The following is a 22,742-nucleotide window of genomic DNA, read 5'->3' as shown; positions in this document are numbered from 1 at the left end:
AACTGCTTGCTACCAACTCAGCGTGACAGACGCTTGGCAACCGGTGCGGAATGCGCTATTCCTTAGCGGGGTCGCGCGGCACGAGCTTTTCCATGATGGATGCTGAACCGATAATGGTTGGCTTAACTACCTTCTGAGCCTCCTCGGGCTTCTCGGTTAGTTTCTTATACAAGGTCAAGGCCTGGGCTACTACCTGGTCCATGTTGTAGTACTTGTAGGTAGCTAAACGGCCCACAAAGTGTACGTTCGGGGTTTCGTCGGCCAGCTTCTTGTACTTGTTGTAGAGCTCGGCATTTTCCAGGCGCGGTACGGGGTAGTACGGGTCGCCTTCAGCCTTCGGATACTCATACACGATGCTGGTTTTCGGGTGCTTCTGGCCGGTTAGGGCTTTGAACTCCGTAATGCGCGTGTACAGGTTGTCGTTAGGGTAGTTTACTACCGGCGCGGCCAAGTAGTTCTCCTGGTTCAGCGTCTCGTGCTTGAACTCCAGGGAACGGTACGGCAGCTTGCCATACTTGAAGTCGAAGTACTCGTCTACCGGACCTGTGAAAATCATTTCCTTGAAAGGAATGAAGTCCACGATGTCGTGGTAGTCGGTGTTAAGCATCACCTTGATGTTGGGGTGGTCCAGCATGCGCTCAAACATGCGGGTGTAGCCGTGCAGGGGCATGGCCTGGTAGGTATCGGTGAAATACCGGTCGTCGCGGTTGGTGCGGGTAGGTACGCGCGAGGTTACCGACTTGTCCAGCTCCGAGGGGTCCATGCCCCACTGCTTGCGGGTGTAGTTGCGGAAGAATTTCTCGTACAGTTCGCGGCCTACTTTGCTTACTACTACGTCCTCCGACGTTTTAATAACCGGCACCTGCTCGGCCAGCGACTCTAGGAACTGCTCTACTTCGAAGCTATTCAGCGACAAGCCATAGAGTTTGTTGATCGTATCCAGGTTAATGGGCATGGGCACCAGCTGGCCGTCAACGGAGGCCAGCACACGGTGCTCGTAGGGACGCCAGTCCGTGAAGTTGGACAGGTACTCGAATACATCCTTCGAGTTGGTATGGAAGATGTGCGGGCCGTATTTGTGGACCAGAATACCTTCTTCATTGTAGTGGTCGTAGGCGTTGCCAGCAATATGGCTGCGCTTGTCTACAATGAGTACTTTTTTATTGGAGCGCGTAGCGAGCCGCTCGGCCAATACACTGCCGGCAAACCCGGCTCCGACGATGAGATAATCGAACATAGCAAAGCGGTTTTTTAGGGAAGAATGAGGGGGAAGGAAGGGCGGAGGGTAGTGAGGAGCGAGAAACAACGTTTGGCGAGAAGCAAGGTGGCCTTCCGGCCCCTGGGCTTGCAACAACCAGTGAAGGAAAAACGCCTTACCTGCTACGCCGTGGCCCTAATGGCAGCGGAGGCGTTAAGTATCGGGGCGGAGGGTAGTTTCTTCTGCATCAGGTCTACCATCTGCTGCCAGGTTTGGTCCCAGCTAATGGTGGCGAGGTATTCATCCGTGCGCCGGCGCCAATCGGCGTCCTGGTGCTGAAGGAGGGCTTTGGCAATGGCCTGGCCAAACTCATCGGCAGTGGCCGCAATCTGCACGAGGTTCAGGTCGCCGTAGGGCCGCACTACGTCGCGGATGGGCGTGCTGACGACTGGCCGACCAGCCGCCAAGTATTCCGGCGTTTTGGTGGGCGAAATAAACTTGGTGCTTTCGTTATCGGCGAACAGCAAGGTGGCCACATCCCAGCCGTGCAGGTAGGCGGGCAGTTCCTGGTAGTCTTTGCCGCCGAGGTAGTGAATGTTCTGCTGACGCGGCAGCTGGGCGAGGTCAATCTTGACTACGGGGCCAATGATGACAAACTGCCACTCAGGGTGAGCATCAGCCAGCTGGCGGAGCAGCTCAATATCGAGGCGCTCATCTACCACTCCAAAGAAACCAACGCGCGGATGGGCAATACCGGCTTGGTCGGCAGGTTCGGGCATTTCCTGGCGAGCTTGGCCGAAATGGGCCTTATCGATGCTGCTGGGGAAGGGATGGGCGTCGGCGTGCTGCTGGCTTTTGGCCTCGTAGAGGGTGTGCCCGCCAGTGAACACATAATCGGCTTTCTGGAACAGCTCCTGCTCCCGCTCGCGCAGGGCCGGGGGCGCAAACTTGAAGGCCGCCAGCTCGTCCATGCAATCATAGATGGTAAGTACTGGCTGAAAGCCGCGCGACTTACCAATTGCCATAGGCGTATAATACCAGGCAATAAAATCTTTAATTCCTTGCTCGTCGAAATACCGACGGAGCACTTCGTATTGTGCCTGTTCTGAGTTCTGCTCTTCGTGGCGCAACTGGTCAGGTAAGTGTACGACCAGTACTTTCAAGCCATTTTGCCGCTCTTTCACCTCAATGTGCGGCTCAATCAGATTGTCGGCGTGGTAGAAGGCATCTTCCACGTAAAACACCCGGCCATGCTGCGCAAAGCGCGACATCAAATGCTGCGGACGCTGCCACACAAAATCCCAGTGTAAATGCGCAAAGCAAACCAGGTCGGGCAGGTTATAGGGTAGGGTTACGGCAGGGGCAGCAGGTTTGGAGGAGAGAGCAGGTTCGGAGGCGCGCACTGGCGGCTCCGCTGGTGGAGACAGCGACATAGAAGCGAAATAATATGTTATAACAGCAGCTTCACTACCCGCCCGAAAACCAAGGCGGCCGGCCGCTGTTTACCTATCATACGCTACCTCCGGAAAAAGGGTATGGCTGAGCTTCAACTAAGGCCATTAGACAGTTGAGCCTGATTCAGATGGTCTTACGTGCCTTGCTGCAATAATAGTTGCATTTCAAGGGCATTTTGCCAGCCTTGCGCCGTACGCAGCCATTCTTTGCGCACACCAACCGGCGCAAAACCAGCTGCCGTGAACAATTGAATACTAGCCCGATTAGCGACCGAGATAGTACAATACACTTGGTGTAGTCGTAATACCTGACGGGCATACGGCACTAGCAGCGCTAAAGCGGCCCGGGCGTACCCACGGCGCCTAAATTCACGCTGCACGGTAATGCCCACAGCGGCCCGCTGGTGCAGGGGCTCAAACCCGAATATGTCCAAAGTGCCCACCGCTGCTCTGCTACCGGTGTCACAAATAATGAGTCGTAGCTGCCGCACCTCAAAAAAATCGGCGGCAGCGCTATCCAAATACTGCCGCAACACGTGCCGCGAAACCGGCGCCAGCGTGTCCGACACTCCCCAAACGCTCGGATCATTTTCCAGCGCGTAAAGAAAATCGAGGTCATCGGCTTCAAGGGGGCGCAGAAAAATCAGGTCGGAGGAAAGCATAGCGGGGAAGGTAGCCGGCAAGTGTCCAGCAAACCTACAGATCGGGCCTTAAACCGAAGCCGGAAGCTTACATCTTGCCTTTCTGGGTTGGTCATGTGCTGGCTATGTAGACTTTAAACCACCAGAGCGTTAGGCAGAGGCCGCGAAGCATGACGATTCTTTTGAAGCGCAGGCTCCTACTTCCCACGCAGTATAAGTGAGCACCCAGCCCGGCGCACAAGCAGTTTAATGGCGCCTTTGTGATTACCGCTAAAAGCAATAACCTCCCTGGCTGGGGAGGCTGTTGCTTTTAATGAAACCGCCAGGGCAGCTACTGCTGTCTGTCGGCTACCTCCAGCTTGCCGTCGAAGACGCGGGTAGCGGGGCCGCTGAGGTAAATGTTCGTGAACGAGCCGTCGGGTTTGGCGTCGAAGGCCACGCGCAGGTCGCCGCCGGGGGTGCGCAGGTGCACGGGGCTGGTAGCGCCACGCCGGGAAGCAGCCAGGGCCACGGCCGTGACGCCGGTGCCGCAGCTCAGAGTTTCGTCTTCCACGCCCCGCTCGTAGGTGCGTACTTGCCAGGGCTGGCCGGGGGTAGCCGGCGACTCGACGAAGTTAACGTTGGTGCCTTTCTCCCGAAACCGCTCGTTGTAGCGGTAGGTGCGGCCCTCGGTAAACACGTTCAGCTCGGCCAGGGTGCTGGCGGGCAGAAAGCGGACCAAATGGGGCGAGCCGGTATCCAGAAACACGCCGTATTCTTCTACCTCCTGCTGCCCAATTACGTCCTGCATGCGCAGGTGCACGGTGCCATCGGCATCTACGCGGCCGTCGTGGGGGCCATCAGCGGCCAGAAAACGGGTTTGGTTTTCGATAACGCCGAGCTGCTTGGCAAAAGCCACCGTGCAGCGGCCGCCGTTACCGCACATGGAGCCCAGGTAGCCATCGGCATTAAAGTACACCATCTCGAAATCGTACTGGGCGTGCTGACGGAGCAGAATCAGCCCGTCGGCCCCGATGCCGCGGCGCCGGTCGCAGAGGAAGCGCACCAGGTGGGAGTTGGTTTCGTCGAACTGGCGGGAACGGTCGTCCACCATCACGAAGTCATTGCCGGTTCCCTGGTATTTGAAGAAGGATAACGTCACGGGAAAAACAAAAAAGGTCAAAGGGATTTGCGCAGCAGGGCAACCTGACCGGCGTGGTAAAGATAATGCTGCGCGGTGCCATGTAGCAGCACATAGAAAGAATCCGCGGGGCCAGCGGCGGGGCCAAGCCCACCGGCCGGCACAACCTCCAGGTCGGCATCCGACATAAGCTGCACGGCGGCTAATAACCGCTGGTGGGCCTGCACGAGTTCCTGCCGGGCCTGCTGCCAGGCTGCCGCATCGGGGGTAGCTGGAAACGGAGGCCAGTCGGGGGCGGCAAGCGGCGTTAGGGCCCGCTGCTCCAGGCGCTGAGCCACGGTTAATACCCAGGTAGTCAGGTGGCAAACCAGCTCGCCGATGCTGTGCGCCTGCGCCACCGGCCGCGCCGCAGCTTGCGCTGCGGTCAGGCCAACCAGGGTGGCCTGCAACGATGGCCCCGACCAGGCGTCGCCGTCGAAAGCCCGCTGCAACTGTTCCCTGATTCGGGTTACTTCCTGCATACTTCCTTTTCCGCTACGTTTCCTACCCTATTTCCTGCCGGCTGATGCTGCGCCATGCCGTACCTTTGCCAGCCTGCCCCCGCGGGCAGCGTAAAGGTAGTTCTATGTACACGTTCCTCACCACCAGCCCCTGGGCCGACTACGAGCTGATTGACGCCGGCAACTTTGAAAAGCTGGAGCGCTTCGGCAAACACATCCTGGCCCGCCCCGAGCCCCAGGCCATCTGGGACCCGCACTTGCCCGCCTCGGAGTGGCAGCGGGCCAACGCCATCTTCACCCGCGAGAAAGGCAGCCAGGAGCGCGGCCAGTGGAAAATCAAGCCGGGCACGCCCGAGCAATGGATTATCGGTTACGAGCGGCCCGATGGGCTAAAGCTGCGGTTTCGGCTAGGTATGTCGTCGTTTAAGCACGTAGGGCTGTTTCCGGAGCAGGACCCCAACTGGCAGTTCATTTATCAGCAGACCCGCCAGCGCCAGGCCGCCCAGCCCCGGGTGCTCAACCTGTTTGCCTACACCGGGGCCGCTACCCTGGCCGCCCGGGCCGCCGGCGCCGATGTGACCCACCTCGACTCGGTGAAGCAAGTAAACTTCTGGGCCCGCGACAACATGGAGGCCTCCAACCTGGACGGGGTGCGCTGGCTGGTAGAAGACGCCATGAAATACGTGCGGCGCGAGGTAAAGCGCGGCAGCAAGTATCAGGGGCTGATTCTGGACCCGCCCGCCTACGGCCGCGGCCCCAACGGCGAGAAGTGGCAGCTGGAAGACGAGCTAAACGAAATGCTCAAGCTCTGCAAGGAGCTGCTGGACCCCCAGGACCACTTTTTCCTGGTGAACCTGTACTCGCTGGGCTTCTCGGCCCTGATTCTGGAAAATCTGGTGCACGAAATCTTCCCGGAGGCTCGCCAGACCCGCGAAATCGGGGAAATATACCTGCACGACACGGCCGCCCGCAAGCTGCCACTCGGCACCTTCTGCCGGTTTGCTACGTGAGGTGATGAGGTGATGAGGTGAAAGGTAACTGGTGACAAGTAACAGGTAAAGAAGTAGTTCTGTTGAGCTTGTTGACCTGTCCTGCCTTCTCTTTCCAACGACCGTTTTAGCAGAGCGTCATCCAGAGCTCTTTGCTTTTGACTGCCTCACCTGTCACCTGTTACCTGTCACTTTTTACCTCACCACACCCTCACCCCCTCCCCTATGCGCCACCGCCGTCTGGCCCTGATTGATATGGGCACGAACACGTTCCATTTGCTGATTGTGGAACTGCCCGAGCCCAGCCACCAGCAGCCCGTTACGCTGTTGCGCACCAAGGTGGGCGTACGGCTGGGCGAGGGCGGCATCAGCAAGGGCGAAATTGCGCCGGCTGCCTTTGAGCGGGCCTTGCACACGTTGGTTGGCTTCAAGGAAGAAATTGAGCTGCACCAGGTAACCGAGGTGCGGGCCACCGCCACCAGCGCCATGCGCGTGACCCGCAACGGCCCCGCTTTGGCCCAGGCCATCTTTGAGCAAACCGGCATTCAGGTAGAGGTTATTCCGGGCGAGCGGGAGGCTGAGCTGATTGCCAAAGGAGTGCGCCGGGCCGTGCCGCTGGGCACCCAGCCCCACCTGCTGATGGACATCGGTGGGGGCTCGGTGGAGTTCATTATTGCCGATGCTACTACCATTTTCTGGAAGCAAAGCTTTGAAATTGGGGCCCAGCGCCTGCTCGACAAGTTTTTCCCCGACCCCAGCGGCGTCTTCCCTCCCGAAGCCCTGGCCGCCGAGCAGGACTACCTGACTACCGTGCTGGCTCCCCTGGCGGCAGCAGTGCAGCAGTACCGGCCGGTGGGCATCGTTGGGGCGTCGGGCTCTTTCGACAGCCTGGCCGACATGCAGCTGGGCCGGTTGCGGACCGAAGCCGAGCTGCCGCCCAGCACTGTGCTAGCCCTCAGCAGCTTCCGAGCCAGCTACCAGCAGCTACTCAGCCTACCCCACGAGCAGCGGGTAGCGCTGCCCGGCATCTTGCCCATGCGCGCCGATATGCTGGTGGTGGCCAGCGTGCTCATTGATTTGGTGCTGAAAATGACCGGTGTAACCAACATGCAAACGTCCGCTTACGCCCTGAAGGAAGGCCTGCTGGCCGAAATGCTGGAGCAGTAATACTTGCTACGCGGCGAGTGGGGTAGCCTCGGCCTTGGCCTGCCGACACACCCGATGGATGAAGTCCAGTTTGCGCACCACATCGGGCCGGATGATGAAGGGGTAGGAATCGGGCTGGCCCATGCTGCGGTTCAGGCTGTTCATGGCGAAGGTGAGCGGTAGCCACATGTCCACAACTTGGGCAAAGTCGGCTACCTGATACGGGTCCTGCGAAATGGTAGCGTCCAGGTTTTGCTCGTCGGAGGCTGGCCGGGGGTTTACGCTCAGCCCAAAAGAATACGCCGTTTGCAGCGTGTCCATGATGTGCAGGTAGTGGGCCCAGGTTTCGGCCCAGTCTTCCCAGGAGTGGGTGGTGGCGTAGGAACTGATGTAGTGCTCGGTCCAGTCGGCGGGCGGCCCTTGGTCGTAGTGCTTCTTCAGCGCTTCTCCATAGTCTTCCCGCTCATCGCCAAACAGCTGGCGGTACTCCTCTAGCCAAGCAGTCGGCTCAATAAGCCGCTCCCAGTAGTAGTGCCCTACCTCGTGCCGGAAGTGTCCTAGCACGGTACGGTACACCTCCTGCATTGATTTGCGGGCCATTTCCCGCTCCACGCTGTCGGCTTCGGCAATGTTGATGGTGATGAGCCCGTTGTCGTGGCCGGTCATGACCTTCTCACCTTCGGGCTTTTGCTCGCTAGCCAGAAAGTCGAAGGCCAGGCCGGTTTCCTCGTTTTCGGTTTTGCTGACGACCGGCAGACCCAGCTGTAACAAACCGTACACCAGCCGGTGCTTGGCGTTTTCCAGGGTTTGCCAGCGCGCTATGTGGCCGGGCTCGGTGAGTTTGGGGATGGTGCGGTTGAGCTTGCAGGCCACACAGAACTCGGAGCCGCTGTTGGCTGGCACCAGCCAGTTGCACACCTCGTGCGCGTGATTGGCGCAGTAGGTGTACAGGGCCTTGTCGGGCTGGCCAGCTTGGGCGAAGCTCTGCTCGCCGCGCTGCTCCAGGGCCACCAGCAGTTGCTGGTTGGGGTCGAAGCCCAGCCAATACTGGCACTGCTCGCAGTGGGTGTTTTCGAAATATACCAGCTGACCGCAGTGGGTGCACTTAAATAGCTTCATACTGATTCCTGTGTTTCAACGCCCTACCCATCCGGGGCAACAAGCCAAGCAAACGCAGGGCTACTGGATAGGTTTTGGTTCAGCTTCTGCGCGAAGTGCTAGTGTTCTGCTTACACAGACAACTTGCTTATATCCAACTACAGCAAAATTCCTACTTGCGAAAACCAAGGCTCAGTTTGTGGCGCTTACCACTAGGCAAAGCAGGGCCAACCGACATATTAAATTTTCCCGAAAAAGGATCTACTGCCCAGTTTAAGGCTTTTTCACAAGCTCAGCCGTTCGCAGTAGGGCAATTGAATTATCTATTGTGTTAGCTAGTGAGCCTGAGCAACTAAGCCCCGGAAACCAAAACGCGCATTATCAAAATACAACTCAGCTCCTTGGAGCGCGTAGGTAAAAAAAGGCGCGGAAATACTGCCCACGAACTTTCGGTGCCGCCCTACCCCGCCCCCACTATGAAAGAGCATTCCCTACTGCACACTTACCAGGAGCAGCCCAACGTCTGGGACGAGATGTTCCATGCTGAGCACATCCGCCCGGAATACCGCAGCTTTGTTTCGGCCATTGAAAACCTGCCCCGCTCGGAAATGACCCGCAAGGATGAGCTAGCCAAGAAGCTGTTCATGAGCCAGGGCATCACGTTCACGGTATATAACAGCGGCGAGGGCATCGAGAAGATATTTCCCTTTGACATCATTCCGCGCATTATTCAGCACGCGGAATGGAAGCACATTGAGGCCGGCATTAAGCAGCGGCTGCTGGCCCTGAACATCTTCCTGAAGGACATTTACCACCAGCAGTTCATCATGAAGGACGGCCTGATTCCGGCCACCCTGATTTACTCCTGCCCGCAGTTCCTGCGCGAGATGATGAACGTGCAGGTGCCCTACGACATCTACACCCACATTGCGGGCGTGGATTTGATTCGGGACGCCGACGGGCAGTTTTACGTGCTAGAGGACAATTTGCGCACACCCTCCGGCGTGTCGTACATGCTGGAAAACCGCAGCATTACCTCGCGCATCTTCCCCGATTTGCTGCCCAAAAGCAACGTGCAGCCGGTGAAAGACTACCCCGATCTGCTGTTTCGGAACCTGCTGGCCCTGGGCAACCGCCACATCAGCGACCCCACGGTGGTGTTGCTGTCGCCGGGCATCTACAATTCGGCCTACTTCGAGCATACGACCCTGGCCCGCCTCATGGGCATTGAGCTGGTGGAAGGCCGGGACCTGATTGTGCACAACCACCACGTGTTCATGAAAACCACCAAGGGCCTAAAGCAGGTAGATGTAATTTACCGCCGCGTGGATGACGAATTTCTGGACCCCTTGGTGTTTCGGCCCGACAGCGCCTTGGGCGTACCGGGTATTTATGCCGCCTACCGCAAGGGCAACGTGGCCATTGTAAACGCCATGGGCAACGGCGTGGCCGACGACAAGGCCGTGTATTCTTACGTGCCCGAGATGATCCGCTACTACCTCAACGAGGAGCCGATTCTCAAGACCGTGCCCACTTACCAAATGAGCGACCCGGACCAGCGCAACATGGTGTTTGAGCGCATGGACAAGATGGTGATTAAGCGCACCAATGAGTCGGGCGGGTACGGGATGCTGATTGGCAGCAGCGCCACCGAGGAGCAGATGCAGGCCTTCCGCGAAGCTATTACCGAGGACCCGCGCAGCTTTATTGCCCAGCCCATCATCAGCCTGTCCTCTACTCCGTGCTACCTCAACGGCGTGCTGCAGCCCCGCCGCGTCGACCTGCGCCCGTTTGCCCTCTACGGCCCCGGCGGCATCGATATCGTGCCCGGCGGCCTGACCCGGGTGGCCCTGCAGGAAGGCTCTTTGGTCGTTAACTCTTCCCAAGGTGGAGGTAGCAAAGACACCTGGGTGCTGGGGCCGGAAAGCTAGGGTAAGAGGGTACGAAGGCAGGAGGGCAAGCGGGTAGAAACCGGCTGAATTCATCCGCCCTTCTCACCCATTTACCCTGACGCCCTAGCAACTCCTACCCTCCCACATTTTTACCCTCCTACTCTCCTACCCTTTTCTATGCTCAGCCGCGTTGCCGATACTATTTACTGGCTGGCCCGCTACATGGAACGCACCCAAGCCATGTTGCAAGTCATCCGGATTCACTACCAGGCCTCCCAGGATAGTCCGTATGATTTCAGCTGGCGGCCGGTGCTGTACAGCTACGGCCATTTGTCGGCGGAGGAGCTGACTGCCACCGAAGGAGATACGGCCCGGGTGCTGGCTCACCTTATTCTGGACAAGCACAACGATGCCTCAGCCTACAACAACGTGCTGCAGGCCCGGGAAAACGCCCGCTCGGCCCAGGACCACATTACCCGCGACGTTTGGCAGTGCCTGAACGATTACTACCATGCCATCCGAAGCGAGGAAATAGCCCAGCAGATCCGCTACGGTGACCCCATGTCGGGCATTGACGCCTTGATGCGGCACGGGCTGGTGTTTACTGGGGCCGTGCAAAACACCATGCCCCGCGACGAGGGCTACGGCTACCTGACCATGGGTGGGCTGCTGGAGCGCGCCCTGCAAACCACCGACGTGCTGCGCCTGCGCTGGGCCAGCGCCCCCACACCCTCGTCCAACAGCCTAGATGCACCCGAGCTGCGCTACCTGCTGCAGTCCTTATTTGGCCACGAGCTCTACCTGAAAACCTACCGCGGTAATTTCAACCCCGACAGCGTACTGCAGTTTGTGCTCCACAACAGCCACTTCGCCCACTCCCTGTCTTCGTGCCTGAACCGGTTGAGCTGGTACTTTGAGCGGCTCCGGGCCGACAGTCTGCCCGAAAGCTACGAACGGCTGGAGTTTATGGTAGGCCGCCTGGCCAACCACGTGAAGTACAGCAGCGTGGAGGCGGCCCGGCCCGATCAGCTCAATGAGTTTCTGCTGGAAACCCGCCGGGAGCTGCTCGACATAGCCGTGGCGTTTGGCAAATATTACTTCGGAAGAAGCTAACCCTACCCCCATGCCTGCCTACAACATCAAGCACATCACGCGCTATACTTACGCAGCCGAGGTAATCGACTGCGCTAACCAGGTCATGCTTTATCCCCTGGAAGACGAGCGCCTGGACGTACTCCACCACGAGGTAGTCATTTCCCATGATTCCGGCGTGCTGCAGGACACCATCATCGACACGTACACGGACTTCTTCGGCAACACCGTGGGCGTATTTACCGTGCTGCCGCCGCACACCGTCCTCGTTATTGAGTCTACCAAGGATGTGGTTACGCATCCCATTCAGTTCCCGATGGACGAGCAGCCGGCCGAGCAGCAATGGCGGCATTTGCAGGAACTGCACCAGGATCCGGCCTTTATTGACTTCCTGTGCCAGGAGTGTTTCACTTCGGCTCAGGGCCTCAAAGCTACCCTCGACCAGCTGGTAAACCGCGCCGACAAGCCCCTCAAGAATGCTTTGGTGCTCTCGGAGTACGTTTTCGATAACTTCCAGTACCGGCAGGGCGTGACGAACGTGGAAACGCCGGCGGAGGAAATCTGGCAGCTGAAAGCCGGCGTCTGCCAGGATTTTGCCCACATGCTGCTAGCCATGATTCGGATGATTGGCATGCCGGCCCGCTACGTGAGCGGCTATGTGTGCCCCCAGAAGGAGGGCGTGCGCGGCTCGGGTGCTACCCACGCCTGGGTAGAGGTGTACATTCCCTACTACGGGTGGCTGGGCCTGGACCCCACCAACAACTGCATCGTGAACGATGGGCACGTGCGGGTCGCCATTGGCCGCAACTTCCCCGACTGCACGCCCGTGAAGGGTACCTACAAAGGCACCGGCTCCCACCGCCTCGATGTTTCAGTGCACATTGAAAGCGGGGAGCCCGAAACCCCTGCCGACTTGCCCCAGGAGCCCAGCTACACCTACGAGGTCAAGGACACGCCGCCCCCCGTTAACTCCTACCGCCGCCACCTGGAGTTACAGATGCAAATGCAGATGCAGCAACAGCAGTAAGGCCAGGATGGCGTAAGTTTGGGCCCCAAGGCACGCTCAACTTTCGGTGCGCACACCTAGAATGGCTTCTGGCAGCCGGCCGTTCTTTTTCAGCTCCGAAACGCCATACGCCCCACTTACCGCTACCCCGCCTCATGCCCACAACGTTTCCTTATACTCAGCTTTTCACCTTCACGGAATCCGTTTTCAACAGCATGGGCTGCTCCGATGAGGATGCTACCCTGGCCACCGAAACCTTACTTTCCGCCGACCTGCGTGGCATTGATTCGCACGGCGTGGCCCGCCTGGTAGGCTACGTTCGCCTTTGGGAAGCCGGCCGCATCAATGCTACCCCGCGGGTAGGCGTCACGTATGAAACGCCCAGCACCGCCGTAGTAGATGGCGACGGGGGCCTAGGGCTGGTAGTTGGTCCCAAAGCCATGCAGGTAGCCATGGAAAAGGCCCGGCAGGTGGGCACGGGCTGGGTTTCGGTGAAGAACTCCAACCACTTCGGCATTGCCGGCTACCACGCCATGAAGGCCCTGGCCCACGACATGATTGGGGTAGCCATGACCAACGCCTCGCCCCTGGTAGCGCCTACGTATTCCTTGGAGCGGCTGCTGGGCACCAACCCCATTGCCGTAGCCGTGCCCGCCGGCGACCAGCCCGACTTCGTGCTGGATATGGCCACGACCACCGCCGCCAACGGCAAGCTTGAAATTGCCCAGCGCAAAAACCTTCCCATTCCCGAGGGCTGGGCCCAGGACCCGCAAGGAGTTGGCTCCACGGACCCCAATGCCGTAAAAAATGGTGGGGCGTTGCTACCGCTGGGCGGCGCTACCGGCTCGCACAAGGGCTACGGGCTGGGGGCGGTGGTAGATATTTTCTCGGCCGTGCTCAGCGGGGCGAATTACGGACCGTGGGTACCGCCGTTCGTGGCCTTTTTGCAGCCTTCGGCCAACCCCGTGGGCGAGGGGCTGGGTCACTTTTTCGGGGCTATGCGGGTAGATGCCTTCCGGCCCGCTGCCGAGTTCAAAGCCCACATGGACAACTGGATTACCACTTTCCGCCAGGCGCGCGCCACCGAAGGCCAGCATGTGCTCATCCCCGGCGACCCGGAGCGTGAGATGTCAGGACACCGGCTGCTGAACGGGATTCCGCTGCTAGACGCGGTTATTCAGGACCTGGAAGGCGTAGGCGCCAAGTTCGGAGTAAAGCTGTAAGTGGGCCCCTACCCTGCGGCCATAAAAAAAGCCTGTCCGGAATTCCGGACAGGCTTTTCTTTTGCTACAACTACTTAAATCATCTGGGTGTCGCTGAGCAACTTGCTCATGGCCACCTCTTCATTCAAGTACTTTGATGAGTACTGGGTGTCAGGGCCGTTCAGGAACAGGCAGGTCTGCCCGCCGACCGCCTCAATAATGGCGTCCTTCTGGTCCATGGGCAGGGCCGGACAGCCGAGGCTACGGCCCAGGCGGCCGTACTGGCGGATAAAGTCTTCACTCACGTACTCGGCGCCGTGCATTACCACGGAGCGCGCCAGCGCGTTGGTGTTATAGCCTTCGTCCACGCCCTGCAATTTCAAGGACAGGCCATGCTTGCCGGTATACTCGCCCTGGGTTACGTAGAAGCCCAGGCTGCTCATGTTCGACTCGTTCTCGTTGGAGAAGTTGGTCGCCATGTTTTCGCCGGAGTTATGGCCGTGAGCTACCAGCGTGTGGAACTTGACCTGCTTGTTGGCTAAGTCCAGAACCCACAGGCGCTTTTGGGTAGAGGGCAGCCCAAAATCCACTACGGTCAGCAGCTGCTTGTTGCCAAGCTTGCCTTCCTGTTCCAGGTTAAGGTAGCCAGTCAGTGCTTTTTCGAATACTTCATACCGTAGGCCCTGCTGCTCCACGCCCAACTCCCGATACAGGCCCTGCACGCGCTGGTCAAACAGCACGGCTTTCATGGCCTCCGGCGAGATGGAACGCAGCTCAGAGCCGGTGGTAGCCGCCTTGGACTTCGTCACTGGAGCGGCCAGCGGCGTAGCCAGAAACAGGGAGGCTACGAACGGCAGCACGCGGCGAGCCATCCGACGGGTGCGGCGCTTCAGGCGCTGACGGCGAACTACACTCTGATTTTCCATCGACACAGTTCAGTTTCGGGTTTTCAGTAAGACGCTTGCTTCTGCACGAAACAGGCAGTACAGGTTTTACGAGACAGAGCCCATTCCAGATACATTAAATGGGTTATGAAATCTGGATCTGCCTTTATAAGGCAAATCCCGGCCGATAGATTCCTCTTCGGTGAAAAGCGGCAAAAACACCACTACTATTCAGCAATACACCACCAGCTTATGATTGCCCATTTTTTCATTTTAGAGGCCCCAAACCCGCTCTTACCGGCGCGCGTTGCGTCGTTTCTTTTTCCCACCTACCAATTCCCACATTTTCCACATGCACAACTGTACTCGCTCTTGGTGGCGCAAGCTCACCCTGGCCGCGGCTGCCCTTCTTGTTCTGGGCGGCCAACCCGCAAAAGCCCAAAAGGTAGTCCTGCAAGGCTACTGGTGGGATTATTGGAACACAAACTACCCCAACGGCTGGGCCAACTACATTGCCCTGCTGGCGCCGCGCCTGAAGGCCATGGGCATTGATGCCGTGTGGCTGCCCCCGAGCATTAAGAACGGCAACCAGGGCAACGGCTACTCCCCCTTCGACAACTACGACCTGGGCGACAAGTACCAGAAAGGCTTCACGGCCACCCGCCTGGGCACCAAGGACGAGCTGCTGCGGGCCGTGGCTGTGCTGCACGCCAACGGCATTGAGGTGGTGCAGGACATTGTGCTGAACCACAACGACGGCGCGGGTTCCCAGACCGGGGCCGGTGGGCAGGACCCCGCCGCCTGGGAAGACGGCTCGACCAGCAAGTACAAAAACTTTCGCTACGTGAGCTACAGCAAGCCCGCTACCACGGAAGACGCCGCCAACTACTTGGCCCGCAACGGCCGCTTCCCGAAAAACTGGCAGAACTTCAACCCCAACCCCGGCAATAACTCCACCTCCGGCGACTGGAACGCCGTGTACTTCGGGCCCGATGTAAGCTATTACAGCGGCTCCTACGGCCAAAGCTCCAACGCCACGTTCAACCCCGCCCAAACTGCCGACTACATGCGCACCAACGTGCGTAACTGGCTGATATGGTACAAGAAGCAGGTCGGCTTTGATGGCGTGCGAATGGATGCCGTGAAGCACTTCCCGGATGCAGCCTCCGAGGATTTCCTTTATAACCTGCAAAGCAACGCCGGCTGGGCCTCGGGTGGGGCTACCATGTACGCCGTGGGCGAATGGGTCGGCTCGGCGGGACAGATGGACGGCTGGGTGGCCAACGTGCAGAACCGGGCCGGCACCTTCGACTTCTCCCTGCGCAACGGCCTCTACAACATTGTGAGCGGGGGCGGCAACTTTGACCTGGGCTCTTTGCCGGGTTACCAGCAGAGCGCGCGGGTAGTCAATATTAACGGGACCTACGTGCACCGCACCGTGCCTTTCGTGAACAACCACGACACGTTCCGGCCCCAGGTAGACGCCGGCGGCAACTACACTGGCTGGAACACCGGCTCGGAGCTGGCCCCCCACATCGACCCGTTTGACCCGCGCCTCTCGGCTACGTACGCGGCAGCCCTGGCCCTGGACGGCTCCCCGCAGATTTTCTTTGAGGATCTGTTTAACGTGGGCAGCACCAGCAAGCGGTATTCGCACCAGCCCACCAGCACCACCGACCTACCGGTGCGTGACGATTTGAACAATCTGATCTGGTGTCACCAGAACCTGCGGTTCAAGGACGGAGCCTACAAAGTGCGCTACCAAGCCGCCGACCACCTTGTGATTGAGCGCAGCACCAAGGCCATCATCGGCATCAACGACAACTTCACAGCTTGGCAGAGCAATACTGTTGCCTGCGACTTTGCGCCCGGCACGGTGCTCAAGGATTATTCCGGCGCCAACGGCACGGCCACTGTTACGGTCAGCGGCACCAAAACCGTAACCATTAACACGCCGCCTTGCAATGGTACGGCCAGCGCCGGCCGTAGGGGCTACTCAGTGTGGGCGCCCACGGGCATCGGCACTAACTATACCCGTCCGGCCCTGGCCACCACGCAGGAGTGGGAACTAGCCGACGACCTGGGCGACTCGCACGCTTCTTCTCTGAAGCAGGGCGGGCAGCTGCCAGCCTCTTCCACGGCGTACCGCACGGCGGGCCGCATCTTTGCGGCATCGGGGCAGGCCGTGACCTATAACCTGTTCCCTACCGATGCTACCCGCAGCCTGAGCGTGGAGCTGGTCAACGGCAGCGGCACGGTGTTGAGCAGCAAGACCGGCGTGGGTAACCTCACCGGCACCTACACGCCCACCGCTACCGGCTGGATTACCCTGCGGGCGAAGAATGCCGTAGCAACCAACCCCGCCCAGCGGGCCTTTGTTAAGGCTACCTACACGGCCCCGGCCGTACTCAGCACCACGGCCCTGCGCGAAAGCACGGTTACGGCAGCCCCCGCCGCTACCCCCACCGACACCGACCTCCTGGTATACCCCAACCCGACCAGCGCCGACCGGATCGACGTGGTGCTACAGTCGCCGCAGGACGTAACGGCCAGCCTGCGCCTGCTGGACTTAACCGGCCGCTTGGTGCACGAGCAGTCGGTGCGGCTGTACCCAGGCTCTACGGAGCAGCGTCTCACGGTAGGCCGCGCGCTGCCAGCCGGCGTGTACCAGCTGCACGTACCGGAGCTGGGCCTCAGCCGGAAAGTAGTAGTGCGCTAACTTGCCCCACCGCTTCTATAGCACAGCAAAAAGCCCCGCCGAAATTTCGGCGGGGCTTTTCATTTTATTTCGGCGCTAGCCGGAGGCTGCTTAGTGACCTACGGTGGCTGCCTTCATGTCGTCCAGGATTTTAGCTAGTTCGGCCTTTTCCTTGGTGCCGAGGTTGTTAGAAGCCATGGAAGCATCGGCAGCCTGGCGCCATACTGACCATTCTTTCTCGGTAATCATCATGCCTTTGTGAGCCGAAAGCATGGTCATGCCGGTGTACTTCAGAGGGCCGCCAGTAGCTTCGCCCATCTGATTGATGAAGTTGTTCCGCAGGCGGGCTAGGCGGGCCGGCTTGTCGGGGTCGGTGAGCAGGGGCGTGTGGGTGCGCAGCATAGAAGAGTTTTGCACGCTGGTTTCATTGGCCACATTGGCCATCAGCACGTCAACAAAACCTTCTACACCCTTTAGGCCGCCCATGCGCTCGTACAGCGTGGGCTCCGGCTCATCTTCCTTCGAGCCACAGGCCGTGGTGAAGAACAGGCTGCCGCTCAGGAGCAGGGCTGCGGCAAACTTGAGTCGGGGTTGGTGCATAGAGTAAGGAGTAAGGGGGAAATGAAAAGAAAACAGGTAAAGAGTAGAATGGCAACGGCGACTACCTAGCTCGTATAGTCCGGTCAGACGTTGATGAAGAGACGGCGCAGATTAAACGCAAACCGGATTTGATCCAGAGTTTCCAGGTAGCTGGCGGGCACCGGACACTCGCGCCCGGTGGGGGCCGAAGCCACCATTACCGGCCGGTTTACCCGGAAGGTTCCGCCCACGGATAGTACCCGCTCTATCTCAGGCTCTGAGACATCGTCCTCGTGGAAAAGCACGGTAGCCACCTGGGTATTTGGGTTGATTACGCACGCAGCCACACCAGGCACGGCCGCTACCTGCTGCTGCGAGGTAGCTACCTGAGCGGGCGTATTTAACCCTTCTACCCGTAGCTGAAGCACTTTCACGGGCTGCACATACTGATGAAGATTTGGATCTTCCCAGCTTCCCCACACGAGTAATACTCCCAACAACCCTAGCCCTACCTTCGCAAGCTGCTTGCCTAGTATTGTAAACACTGTACTTATTTCAGGCATAATGTGCTATGCTAGCCAGGCTTAGCAGAATTACTTGGTCATTACCTGACCACGAATCTCCCCTTTGGGGTTAGCGGTGGTATGCAGGTTCACGTATACCTCTCCCTTCATCAGCAGAGCGGCATCGGCCTCAGACAGAACGGTAGTGCCCGTAATTGGCGGAGTACCAGCGTTGGCATACGTAACGAAAGCATTGCCATCAACTCCGGCGGCGCCGCGGTGGAAGTGCCCGGAAGTAGCCGTCATACCTTGGTAAGTCACGGTGTAGTTCAGCTCCCGCGTGGTCTTGTTATAGGTGCCGGTCATGGTACCCGTGGCCGCAGAGGTCGTGGGCGTCACTTCGTTTTTGCTGTTGAGCGTGGCCGTCATTTGTACGGTGTCGCTGGCCGGGGCGGTTTTTTCATTCTCTTTCTCGCAGGCTACCAGAGTGGCCGAGCCGGTCAGGAGCAGGAAAAGCGCAGTAGTTTTCAAGTTCATGAGTAAAAAGTTGGAGTGAATGGTAAAGGAGAAAGTTTGACTATTTGCGGAAACCTTCCTTGGCCCGGACGGTGAAGTTGCGGTTCACGTTGAAGCCGAAGTAGATGTCGCCATCGAAGAAGTTGCCCCGGGTGTTAGCCACAAAGTGGTTTTCAATCATGCCCTGAGAATTGGTCAGGTGCAGTTGGAATACGTGTCCGCCGGTTTCAATATCAAAGCCCAGCGCCAGGGCATTGCGCGAGCCGGTTGGCTTGCTGCTTTGCACCAAATAGAAATATTCGGCGTTGAGGGAGGTGCGCTTGGTGAGCTTCTGCCGGCCGCCAAATCCAATTGCGTACACGTCATTAGACTGCGTGTTGTCCTGCACCAGGTTGCGGTGAATCAGGGTGGGCATCAGTTGCAACGACAGGTTGGGGCTGAACTTGCGCGCAATCAGGGCCTGGTAGGAGTAGGTCAGGCGCCGTGGCACCGTGTACCACGACCGGTCGTCGCGCAGCATGTTCATGGCCGAGTTAGCGAACAGCGTTACGCTTACGGGCATCACCTTGCTACCCGTCGTCTGCCGAATGGCGCGGTATTTTACAAAGCCGTCCAGCGTTTTCTCGATGTTGCTGCGGCCAATGCCTATTTCCAGCTTGTCCGTGACGGCGTACTCCAGGCCTAGGCGCAGAGCCGCCTGATCCAGGCCAAAGAAGTTATAGGCGCCACTATTGATGGTGCCAAAGCGGTGCGAAATCAGGAATACCAGGGTGCCCTGGCCCGGAGTTTCCACCGTGTGCCCGCTAATCAGGCGGGTGCTTTTAAAAGTTGCCGCTACGGGCTCTGGGGTAGTGGCGGCCGGTTTCTGGCTTTCTAGCTGCCCGAGCAAATCGTCCTGGGCCCAGGCCGGCGCGGCGCAGGTAGCTAACAGAAACACCAGGAATGAGGCCAAACGGCCTCGGTAGTGAGGAAAAGTTGTTTGCATAGAAAAAAGCAAAAGCGGAGTGGAACAGAGGCCCGCACGAGGGGTGCCACCTGCACGTAGTAGTAGTTATTTAACAGTGAGCTGAGAAACGGCCTCGCAGGTCAGCACCACTTTGATGCCCACGACTTTGGCAATATTCTCGCGCACCAGCAGCGGAATCTCAATGCCGTAATCGGCAGGAGCCACGCTGAAGTAGGCATTCACTAAAAGGGTACCCTTTTGCTGCTCCAAGGCGCCGGCAACGGTCAGGTGCTTGGTTACGCCATGAATCGTCAGGTCGCCCTCCACGGTGACCCGTTGCGACTGGCCTTTGGCCAGGGCATCCGCATTCAAATCCAGAATCTTGCCCTTGAAGGTAGATTTGGGTAGCCGGTCAGACTCCATGTAGTTCTCGTTGAAGTGCTCCTGCATGAGGGTGCGCTTAAACTGGAACGACTTGATGGGGATGATAAAGGCTATTTGCTGACTTTGCAGATCAACCACCGCGGCGGCTTGATCTGTATGGGCTTCAATATCCTCCAGGATGCTACTGGAAAAGAAGCTGACCACTCCCTTCTGGGTCATGTATTTGCCCTGCGCCTGGCTGGTGCTAATGCCACCAACCAAAAGCAAAAGGCTACAAAGAGGTAAACGCAGGTAATGGACCAGACTGTGCATCCTAGGTTAGTTGTTAGGTGCTCCAGCGTCAGCCCATTTTTGCAACAGCTCAATATCACAGTCCGACAGCTTGTTTCCACCCTGTGGCATGGGATTATAGCCAGGCAGGTGCTTCACATTTCCCATCAGCTCGCCGGAGCGGATGTACTTCTGAATTACAGAGAAATCCTCCAGGTTCACGCTGCCGGTTAATAGCACTGCGTTGTGGCAGGAGCGGCAATTCTGGGTCAGTAAAGGCGAGATGGACGCGCTATAAGAAACCACTTCCGGGGTAGTACACGGCACTTTGGGCCCCGCAATTTCATCTGCCTTATCGTAAGCGCAACTACCGAGCATAAGCGTCAGCAACGCACACAAAATAGTAGAGAGTTTAATCATTGAATCGGTGTGTAGGGGTAGCCCGAGCTATTAATCAGCGCCGACCAGCCCAAGTAAGTGATGTAAAGTGCAACAAGGCTATATCTGCTTAGCCCTGAGAGTCAGAAGAAGAGCAGGATGCGGACCATGCTCGCGGAGGAGTAACGCTACCTTAAAGTGGTTGTGCTGGGCCCGTAGCAGCGCTTTCTATATAGCTGGGCCTAAATACTAGCAGCAGTGCATTTTGTTTCATTATCGGAAAAATACGGCAGTTGAATGATATTGAGTTGGTAGACTTAATTGCAGACGCGGAAAGTCCCGCATCTACGTTTAATACACAACATCAGGTTTTTACATCGCAACAACTATTTTCAGCTTCGTACCGGCAGCAAGCGAGACAACATACCTATCAGCACTCATATTGGGAACTTATTTCCCATTATGCTACTCAAAACTACTGGGTTTGCCCCCCATATTTTCAATTGTGCACCGCCTTTTAGCCGAACCATAGGAATTGCCCGGTGAAATATGAATGTCCCACGGTCAAAACAGAAAATTCATATTTTTACTTATTTGTATTATTATTTTAACTTTACTTATAAATAATTACATATAAGTATGATTATCAGCTGTTTGACCTTTATAGCTTATTGGCTTTTATGGTCCCAGCTAGCAATTGAGGTAGCAACATGGGTAAGAAATGCTCAATAAATAATCTAAATGCTGCAACAAGCTCAACCGTAAAATTACTACTGTTGCGCTTGCTTACAGGGGTGATGAGGCTACTTCCAGCCGTGCGCTGCCAAACGTTGTGCAGCCGAGGTTTCATTTAGCCACGCGGAGCTAGCGCCGGGGCCGCTTAGGTACAGACAACTGCCCTCGCCTACCGTGTGAATAATAGCCCGATACTGGTCTGGGGGTAGCGCCGGGCAGCCACGGCTGTAGCCAACCTGCCCGTTCTGAGCTACATACTCCCGGCTGACGTAATCGGCGGCGTGCAGCACCACGTACCGGCGTAAGGCGTTGTCGTTTTGGTTGGTATCAAGTCCCCGCAGCCGACGGGAAAGTCCATGCCGGCCTTGGTAGGTGTCTTGAGTGCGGTAGAAGCCTAGGGCAGTGCAAGCCGATTTCATGACGTTGGAGAAACGCCGGGCCCGCAGCCGGCCCGAGCCCCGACCGTGAGCAACGTGACTCAGATGAAGTACCCGCCCAGCTGTCAGATCCAGCACCCACAGGCGTTGCTTGGACGAAGGCAGGTCCATATCGGCCACCGTTAGCACCCCCGCTCGGTGCACCACGCCTTTCTGGCGCAAGTTTAGGTATCCCACGCACGCTCTTTCCAACACTTCGAGGCGCAGTTCCTGAGCCGCGGGCCCCAAACGGGCGTGCAAGGTGTGCACGGCTCGGCGCAATGAATCGGACAGCCTTGGCAAAGGAGCTAGAGGAGTCAGCTGCAATGAATCGGGCACTACGGCCCGGGCGGAATCAGCGGCAGCCGGAGCCAGCGCCCCCGGGGCAGCGGCAGGCGGGCGCGCCATGGCGGCCTCTCCCACCGATGACTGGCACCCCGCCCCTACCCCATTCAGCATTACCAATAGTAGGTAGTGCCGCAGCCGACCCCACAGCGGAGGCAGGCCCAGAGTGGTACGGCAAGGAGGCAGCTTCTTCACGGAGGCAAACAGGATAAGAAGCCCGAAAAATCCGCATTTATACCGCGGCATACAAGCCAAGCGCCCAGCAAACTGCCCATTTTCTGCGCGCCTCGCTGATTGGTTACGCGTATGGCTTCGGTCAGCGGCCCACTTTAGTGCTGGCCTGAAACTGAAGCAGGGAGCCAGCGGTGTATGCTGGCTCCCTGCTTCAACAGTAAAAAAAGATAGCCGAACTCACCCAGGGCCCGGCTATCCACCCGCAATAGCCAACTGGCCAGTCATGGGTAAACCGGCCAATTAGCTTTGTTACGGGTGTTATTCAATAGGCTGTACTTCTAAAAGCTACAGGACCGGCAGCCGCCCCGAAGCGACATTGGCTCTTGCATTTTTCAGTCAGATCAGCAGCCAGCTCCCACGTGAAGCCACGAGTTGTCAGCCGAAGCCCACTACTCCTACAGTAAGGCCTTAAGGCTACTGACTACACCGGAGGAACAAATAAGAGAGGAGTTTATTCATATTTCGTCAGTAGTAAAAGAAGACCGGGAATACGCAACTCTTCCTTTCACGCTTTCC

Annotated in this window: 21 protein-coding genes; 7 read left to right on the top strand and 14 right to left on the bottom strand. The window is 58.1% G+C overall.

Annotated elements, in window-relative coordinates; genetic code table 11:
* Positions 1-55 precede the first annotated feature (55 nt).
* The 5 genes from glf to IEW18_RS01695 all read right to left on the bottom strand — a co-directional run bounded on the left by glf (position 56) and on the right by IEW18_RS01695 (position 4,934).
* A complete protein-coding gene (glf, locus tag IEW18_RS01715) occupies positions 56-1,237 on the bottom strand; it encodes a UDP-galactopyranose mutase (RefSeq protein ID WP_188556078.1) in 1,182 nt (393 codons plus the stop codon).
* 143 nt (positions 1,238-1,380) lie between these two features.
* A complete protein-coding gene (locus IEW18_RS01710; protein WP_188556077.1) occupies positions 1,381-2,631 on the bottom strand; it encodes a glycosyltransferase family 1 protein in 1,251 nt (416 codons plus the stop codon).
* A gap of 155 nt (positions 2,632-2,786) precedes the next feature.
* On the bottom strand, positions 2,787-3,314 hold the full coding sequence (locus tag IEW18_RS01705) for a GNAT family N-acetyltransferase (protein WP_188556076.1): 528 nt from the start codon (positions 3,312-3,314) through the stop codon (positions 2,787-2,789).
* 310 nt (positions 3,315-3,624) lie between these two features.
* Complete coding sequence (gene dapF, locus IEW18_RS01700; protein ID WP_188556075.1) at positions 3,625-4,434, bottom strand: diaminopimelate epimerase; 810 nt, start codon at positions 4,432-4,434, stop codon at positions 3,625-3,627.
* 17 nt (positions 4,435-4,451) lie between these two features.
* On the bottom strand, positions 4,452-4,934 hold the full coding sequence (locus IEW18_RS01695) for a DinB family protein (RefSeq protein ID WP_188556074.1): 483 nt from the start codon (positions 4,932-4,934) through the stop codon (positions 4,452-4,454).
* Positions 4,935-5,038: 104 nt separating this feature from the next.
* Between IEW18_RS01695 and IEW18_RS01690 the strand changes: the two genes are divergently transcribed.
* Positions 5,039-5,923 carry a class I SAM-dependent methyltransferase gene (locus tag IEW18_RS01690; protein WP_188556073.1) on the top strand — a complete coding sequence of 295 codons (885 nt, stop codon included), beginning with the start codon at positions 5,039-5,041 and terminating at the stop codon, positions 5,921-5,923.
* 204 nt (positions 5,924-6,127) lie between these two features.
* On the top strand, positions 6,128-7,069 hold the full coding sequence (locus IEW18_RS01685; protein WP_188556072.1) for a Ppx/GppA phosphatase family protein: 942 nt from the start codon (positions 6,128-6,130) through the stop codon (positions 7,067-7,069).
* 6 nt (positions 7,070-7,075) lie between these two features.
* Here IEW18_RS01685 and IEW18_RS01680 read toward each other — a convergent pair whose 3' ends face one another.
* Positions 7,076-8,167, bottom strand: a complete 1,092-nt coding sequence (locus tag IEW18_RS01680) for a zinc-binding metallopeptidase family protein (protein WP_188556071.1) — start codon at positions 8,165-8,167, stop codon at positions 7,076-7,078.
* A gap of 455 nt (positions 8,168-8,622) precedes the next feature.
* Between IEW18_RS01680 and IEW18_RS01675 the strand changes: the two genes are divergently transcribed.
* The 4 genes from IEW18_RS01675 to IEW18_RS01660 all read left to right on the top strand — a co-directional run bounded on the left by IEW18_RS01675 (position 8,623) and on the right by IEW18_RS01660 (position 13,359).
* Positions 8,623-10,077, top strand: coding sequence for a circularly permuted type 2 ATP-grasp protein (locus tag IEW18_RS01675; RefSeq protein ID WP_188556070.1), 1,455 nt, complete (start codon positions 8,623-8,625; stop codon positions 10,075-10,077).
* A gap of 138 nt (positions 10,078-10,215) precedes the next feature.
* The gene (locus IEW18_RS01670; RefSeq protein WP_188556069.1) at positions 10,216-11,151 is read left to right on the top strand and encodes an alpha-E domain-containing protein; all 936 of its coding nucleotides are present in this window, start codon (positions 10,216-10,218) and stop codon (positions 11,149-11,151) included.
* Positions 11,123-12,157, top strand: coding sequence for a transglutaminase family protein (locus IEW18_RS01665; protein ID WP_188556068.1), 1,035 nt, complete (start codon positions 11,123-11,125; stop codon positions 12,155-12,157). The genes IEW18_RS01670 and IEW18_RS01665 overlap by 29 nt, the downstream gene beginning before the upstream one ends.
* Positions 12,158-12,291: 134 nt before the next feature.
* Positions 12,292-13,359, top strand: coding sequence for an Ldh family oxidoreductase (locus tag IEW18_RS01660; RefSeq protein ID WP_188556067.1), 1,068 nt, complete (start codon positions 12,292-12,294; stop codon positions 13,357-13,359).
* Between the two features lie 74 nt (positions 13,360-13,433).
* On the opposite strand, the gene IEW18_RS01655 is transcribed toward IEW18_RS01660, so the two are convergent.
* A complete protein-coding gene (locus tag IEW18_RS01655; protein ID WP_188556066.1) occupies positions 13,434-14,264 on the bottom strand; it encodes a murein L,D-transpeptidase catalytic domain family protein in 831 nt (276 codons plus the stop codon).
* A gap of 310 nt (positions 14,265-14,574) precedes the next feature.
* On the opposite strand from IEW18_RS01655, the gene IEW18_RS01650 reads away from it, so the two are divergent.
* Entirely contained in the window at positions 14,575-16,941 is a 2,367-nt protein-coding gene (locus IEW18_RS01650; RefSeq protein ID WP_188556065.1) for an alpha-amylase family glycosyl hydrolase, read from the top strand.
* Positions 16,942-17,031: 90 nt separating this feature from the next.
* Here IEW18_RS01650 and IEW18_RS01645 read toward each other — a convergent pair whose 3' ends face one another.
* The 7 genes from IEW18_RS01645 to IEW18_RS01615 form a co-directional block, all read right to left on the bottom strand.
* A complete protein-coding gene (locus IEW18_RS01645) occupies positions 17,032-17,520 on the bottom strand; it encodes a globin domain-containing protein (RefSeq protein WP_188556064.1) in 489 nt (162 codons plus the stop codon).
* 83 nt (positions 17,521-17,603) lie between these two features.
* On the bottom strand, positions 17,604-17,933 hold the full coding sequence (locus IEW18_RS01640) for a heavy-metal-associated domain-containing protein (RefSeq protein WP_188556063.1): 330 nt from the start codon (positions 17,931-17,933) through the stop codon (positions 17,604-17,606).
* 159 nt (positions 17,934-18,092) lie between these two features.
* Positions 18,093-18,539, bottom strand: coding sequence for a CHRD domain-containing protein (locus tag IEW18_RS01635; RefSeq protein ID WP_188556062.1), 447 nt, complete (start codon positions 18,537-18,539; stop codon positions 18,093-18,095).
* A 40-nt stretch (positions 18,540-18,579) separates the two neighbouring features.
* Positions 18,580-19,503 carry a DUF5777 family beta-barrel protein gene (locus IEW18_RS01630; protein WP_229728548.1) on the bottom strand — a complete coding sequence of 308 codons (924 nt, stop codon included), beginning with the start codon at positions 19,501-19,503 and terminating at the stop codon, positions 18,580-18,582.
* Positions 19,504-19,569: 66 nt separating this feature from the next.
* A complete protein-coding gene (locus IEW18_RS01625) occupies positions 19,570-20,115 on the bottom strand; it encodes a YceI family protein (protein WP_229728547.1) in 546 nt (181 codons plus the stop codon).
* Between the two features lie 51 nt (positions 20,116-20,166).
* On the bottom strand, positions 20,167-20,538 hold the full coding sequence (locus tag IEW18_RS01620; protein ID WP_188556060.1) for a hypothetical protein: 372 nt from the start codon (positions 20,536-20,538) through the stop codon (positions 20,167-20,169).
* Positions 20,539-21,299: 761 nt separating this feature from the next.
* Positions 21,300-22,187: a murein L,D-transpeptidase catalytic domain family protein gene (locus IEW18_RS01615; RefSeq protein ID WP_188556059.1), complete on the bottom strand. Its 888-nt coding sequence runs from the start codon at positions 22,185-22,187 to the stop codon at positions 21,300-21,302.
* Positions 22,188-22,742 lie beyond the last annotated feature (555 nt).

The organism is Hymenobacter glacieicola, assembly GCF_014640315.1.
Classification (GTDB): Bacteria; Bacteroidota; Bacteroidia; order Cytophagales; family Hymenobacteraceae; genus Hymenobacter; species Hymenobacter glacieicola.
Note: the sequence above shows the minus strand (reverse complement) of the source record. Positions and strands in the feature narration are given on the sequence as shown.

Coding starts and splice junctions, on each gene's coding strand:
- IEW18_RS01650 (WP_188556065.1), top strand. CDS start 14,575: ATGCACAACTGTACTCGCTCTTGGTGGCGCAAGCTCACCCTGGCCGCG.
- IEW18_RS01680 (WP_188556071.1), bottom strand. CDS start 8,167: ATGAAGCTATTTAAGTGCACCCACTGCGGTCAGCTGGTATATTTCGAA.
- IEW18_RS01705 (WP_188556076.1), bottom strand. CDS start 3,314: ATGCTTTCCTCCGACCTGATTTTTCTGCGCCCCCTTGAAGCCGATGAC.
- IEW18_RS01635 (WP_188556062.1), bottom strand. CDS start 18,539: ATGAACTTGAAAACTACTGCGCTTTTCCTGCTCCTGACCGGCTCGGCC.
- glf (WP_188556078.1), bottom strand. CDS start 1,237: ATGTTCGATTATCTCATCGTCGGAGCCGGGTTTGCCGGCAGTGTATTG.
- IEW18_RS01620 (WP_188556060.1), bottom strand. CDS start 20,538: ATGATTAAACTCTCTACTATTTTGTGTGCGTTGCTGACGCTTATGCTC.
- IEW18_RS01685 (WP_188556072.1), top strand. CDS start 6,128: ATGCGCCACCGCCGTCTGGCCCTGATTGATATGGGCACGAACACGTTC.
- IEW18_RS01655 (WP_188556066.1), bottom strand. CDS start 14,264: ATGGAAAATCAGAGTGTAGTTCGCCGTCAGCGCCTGAAGCGCCGCACC.
- IEW18_RS01710 (WP_188556077.1), bottom strand. CDS start 2,631: ATGTCGCTGTCTCCACCAGCGGAGCCGCCAGTGCGCGCCTCCGAACCT.
- IEW18_RS01670 (WP_188556069.1), top strand. CDS start 10,216: ATGCTCAGCCGCGTTGCCGATACTATTTACTGGCTGGCCCGCTACATG.
- IEW18_RS01695 (WP_188556074.1), bottom strand. CDS start 4,934: ATGCAGGAAGTAACCCGAATCAGGGAACAGTTGCAGCGGGCTTTCGAC.
- IEW18_RS01675 (WP_188556070.1), top strand. CDS start 8,623: ATGAAAGAGCATTCCCTACTGCACACTTACCAGGAGCAGCCCAACGTC.
- IEW18_RS01660 (WP_188556067.1), top strand. CDS start 12,292: ATGCCCACAACGTTTCCTTATACTCAGCTTTTCACCTTCACGGAATCC.
- IEW18_RS01645 (WP_188556064.1), bottom strand. CDS start 17,520: ATGCACCAACCCCGACTCAAGTTTGCCGCAGCCCTGCTCCTGAGCGGC.
- IEW18_RS01690 (WP_188556073.1), top strand. CDS start 5,039: ATGTACACGTTCCTCACCACCAGCCCCTGGGCCGACTACGAGCTGATT.
- IEW18_RS01630 (WP_229728548.1), bottom strand. CDS start 19,503: ATGCAAACAACTTTTCCTCACTACCGAGGCCGTTTGGCCTCATTCCTG.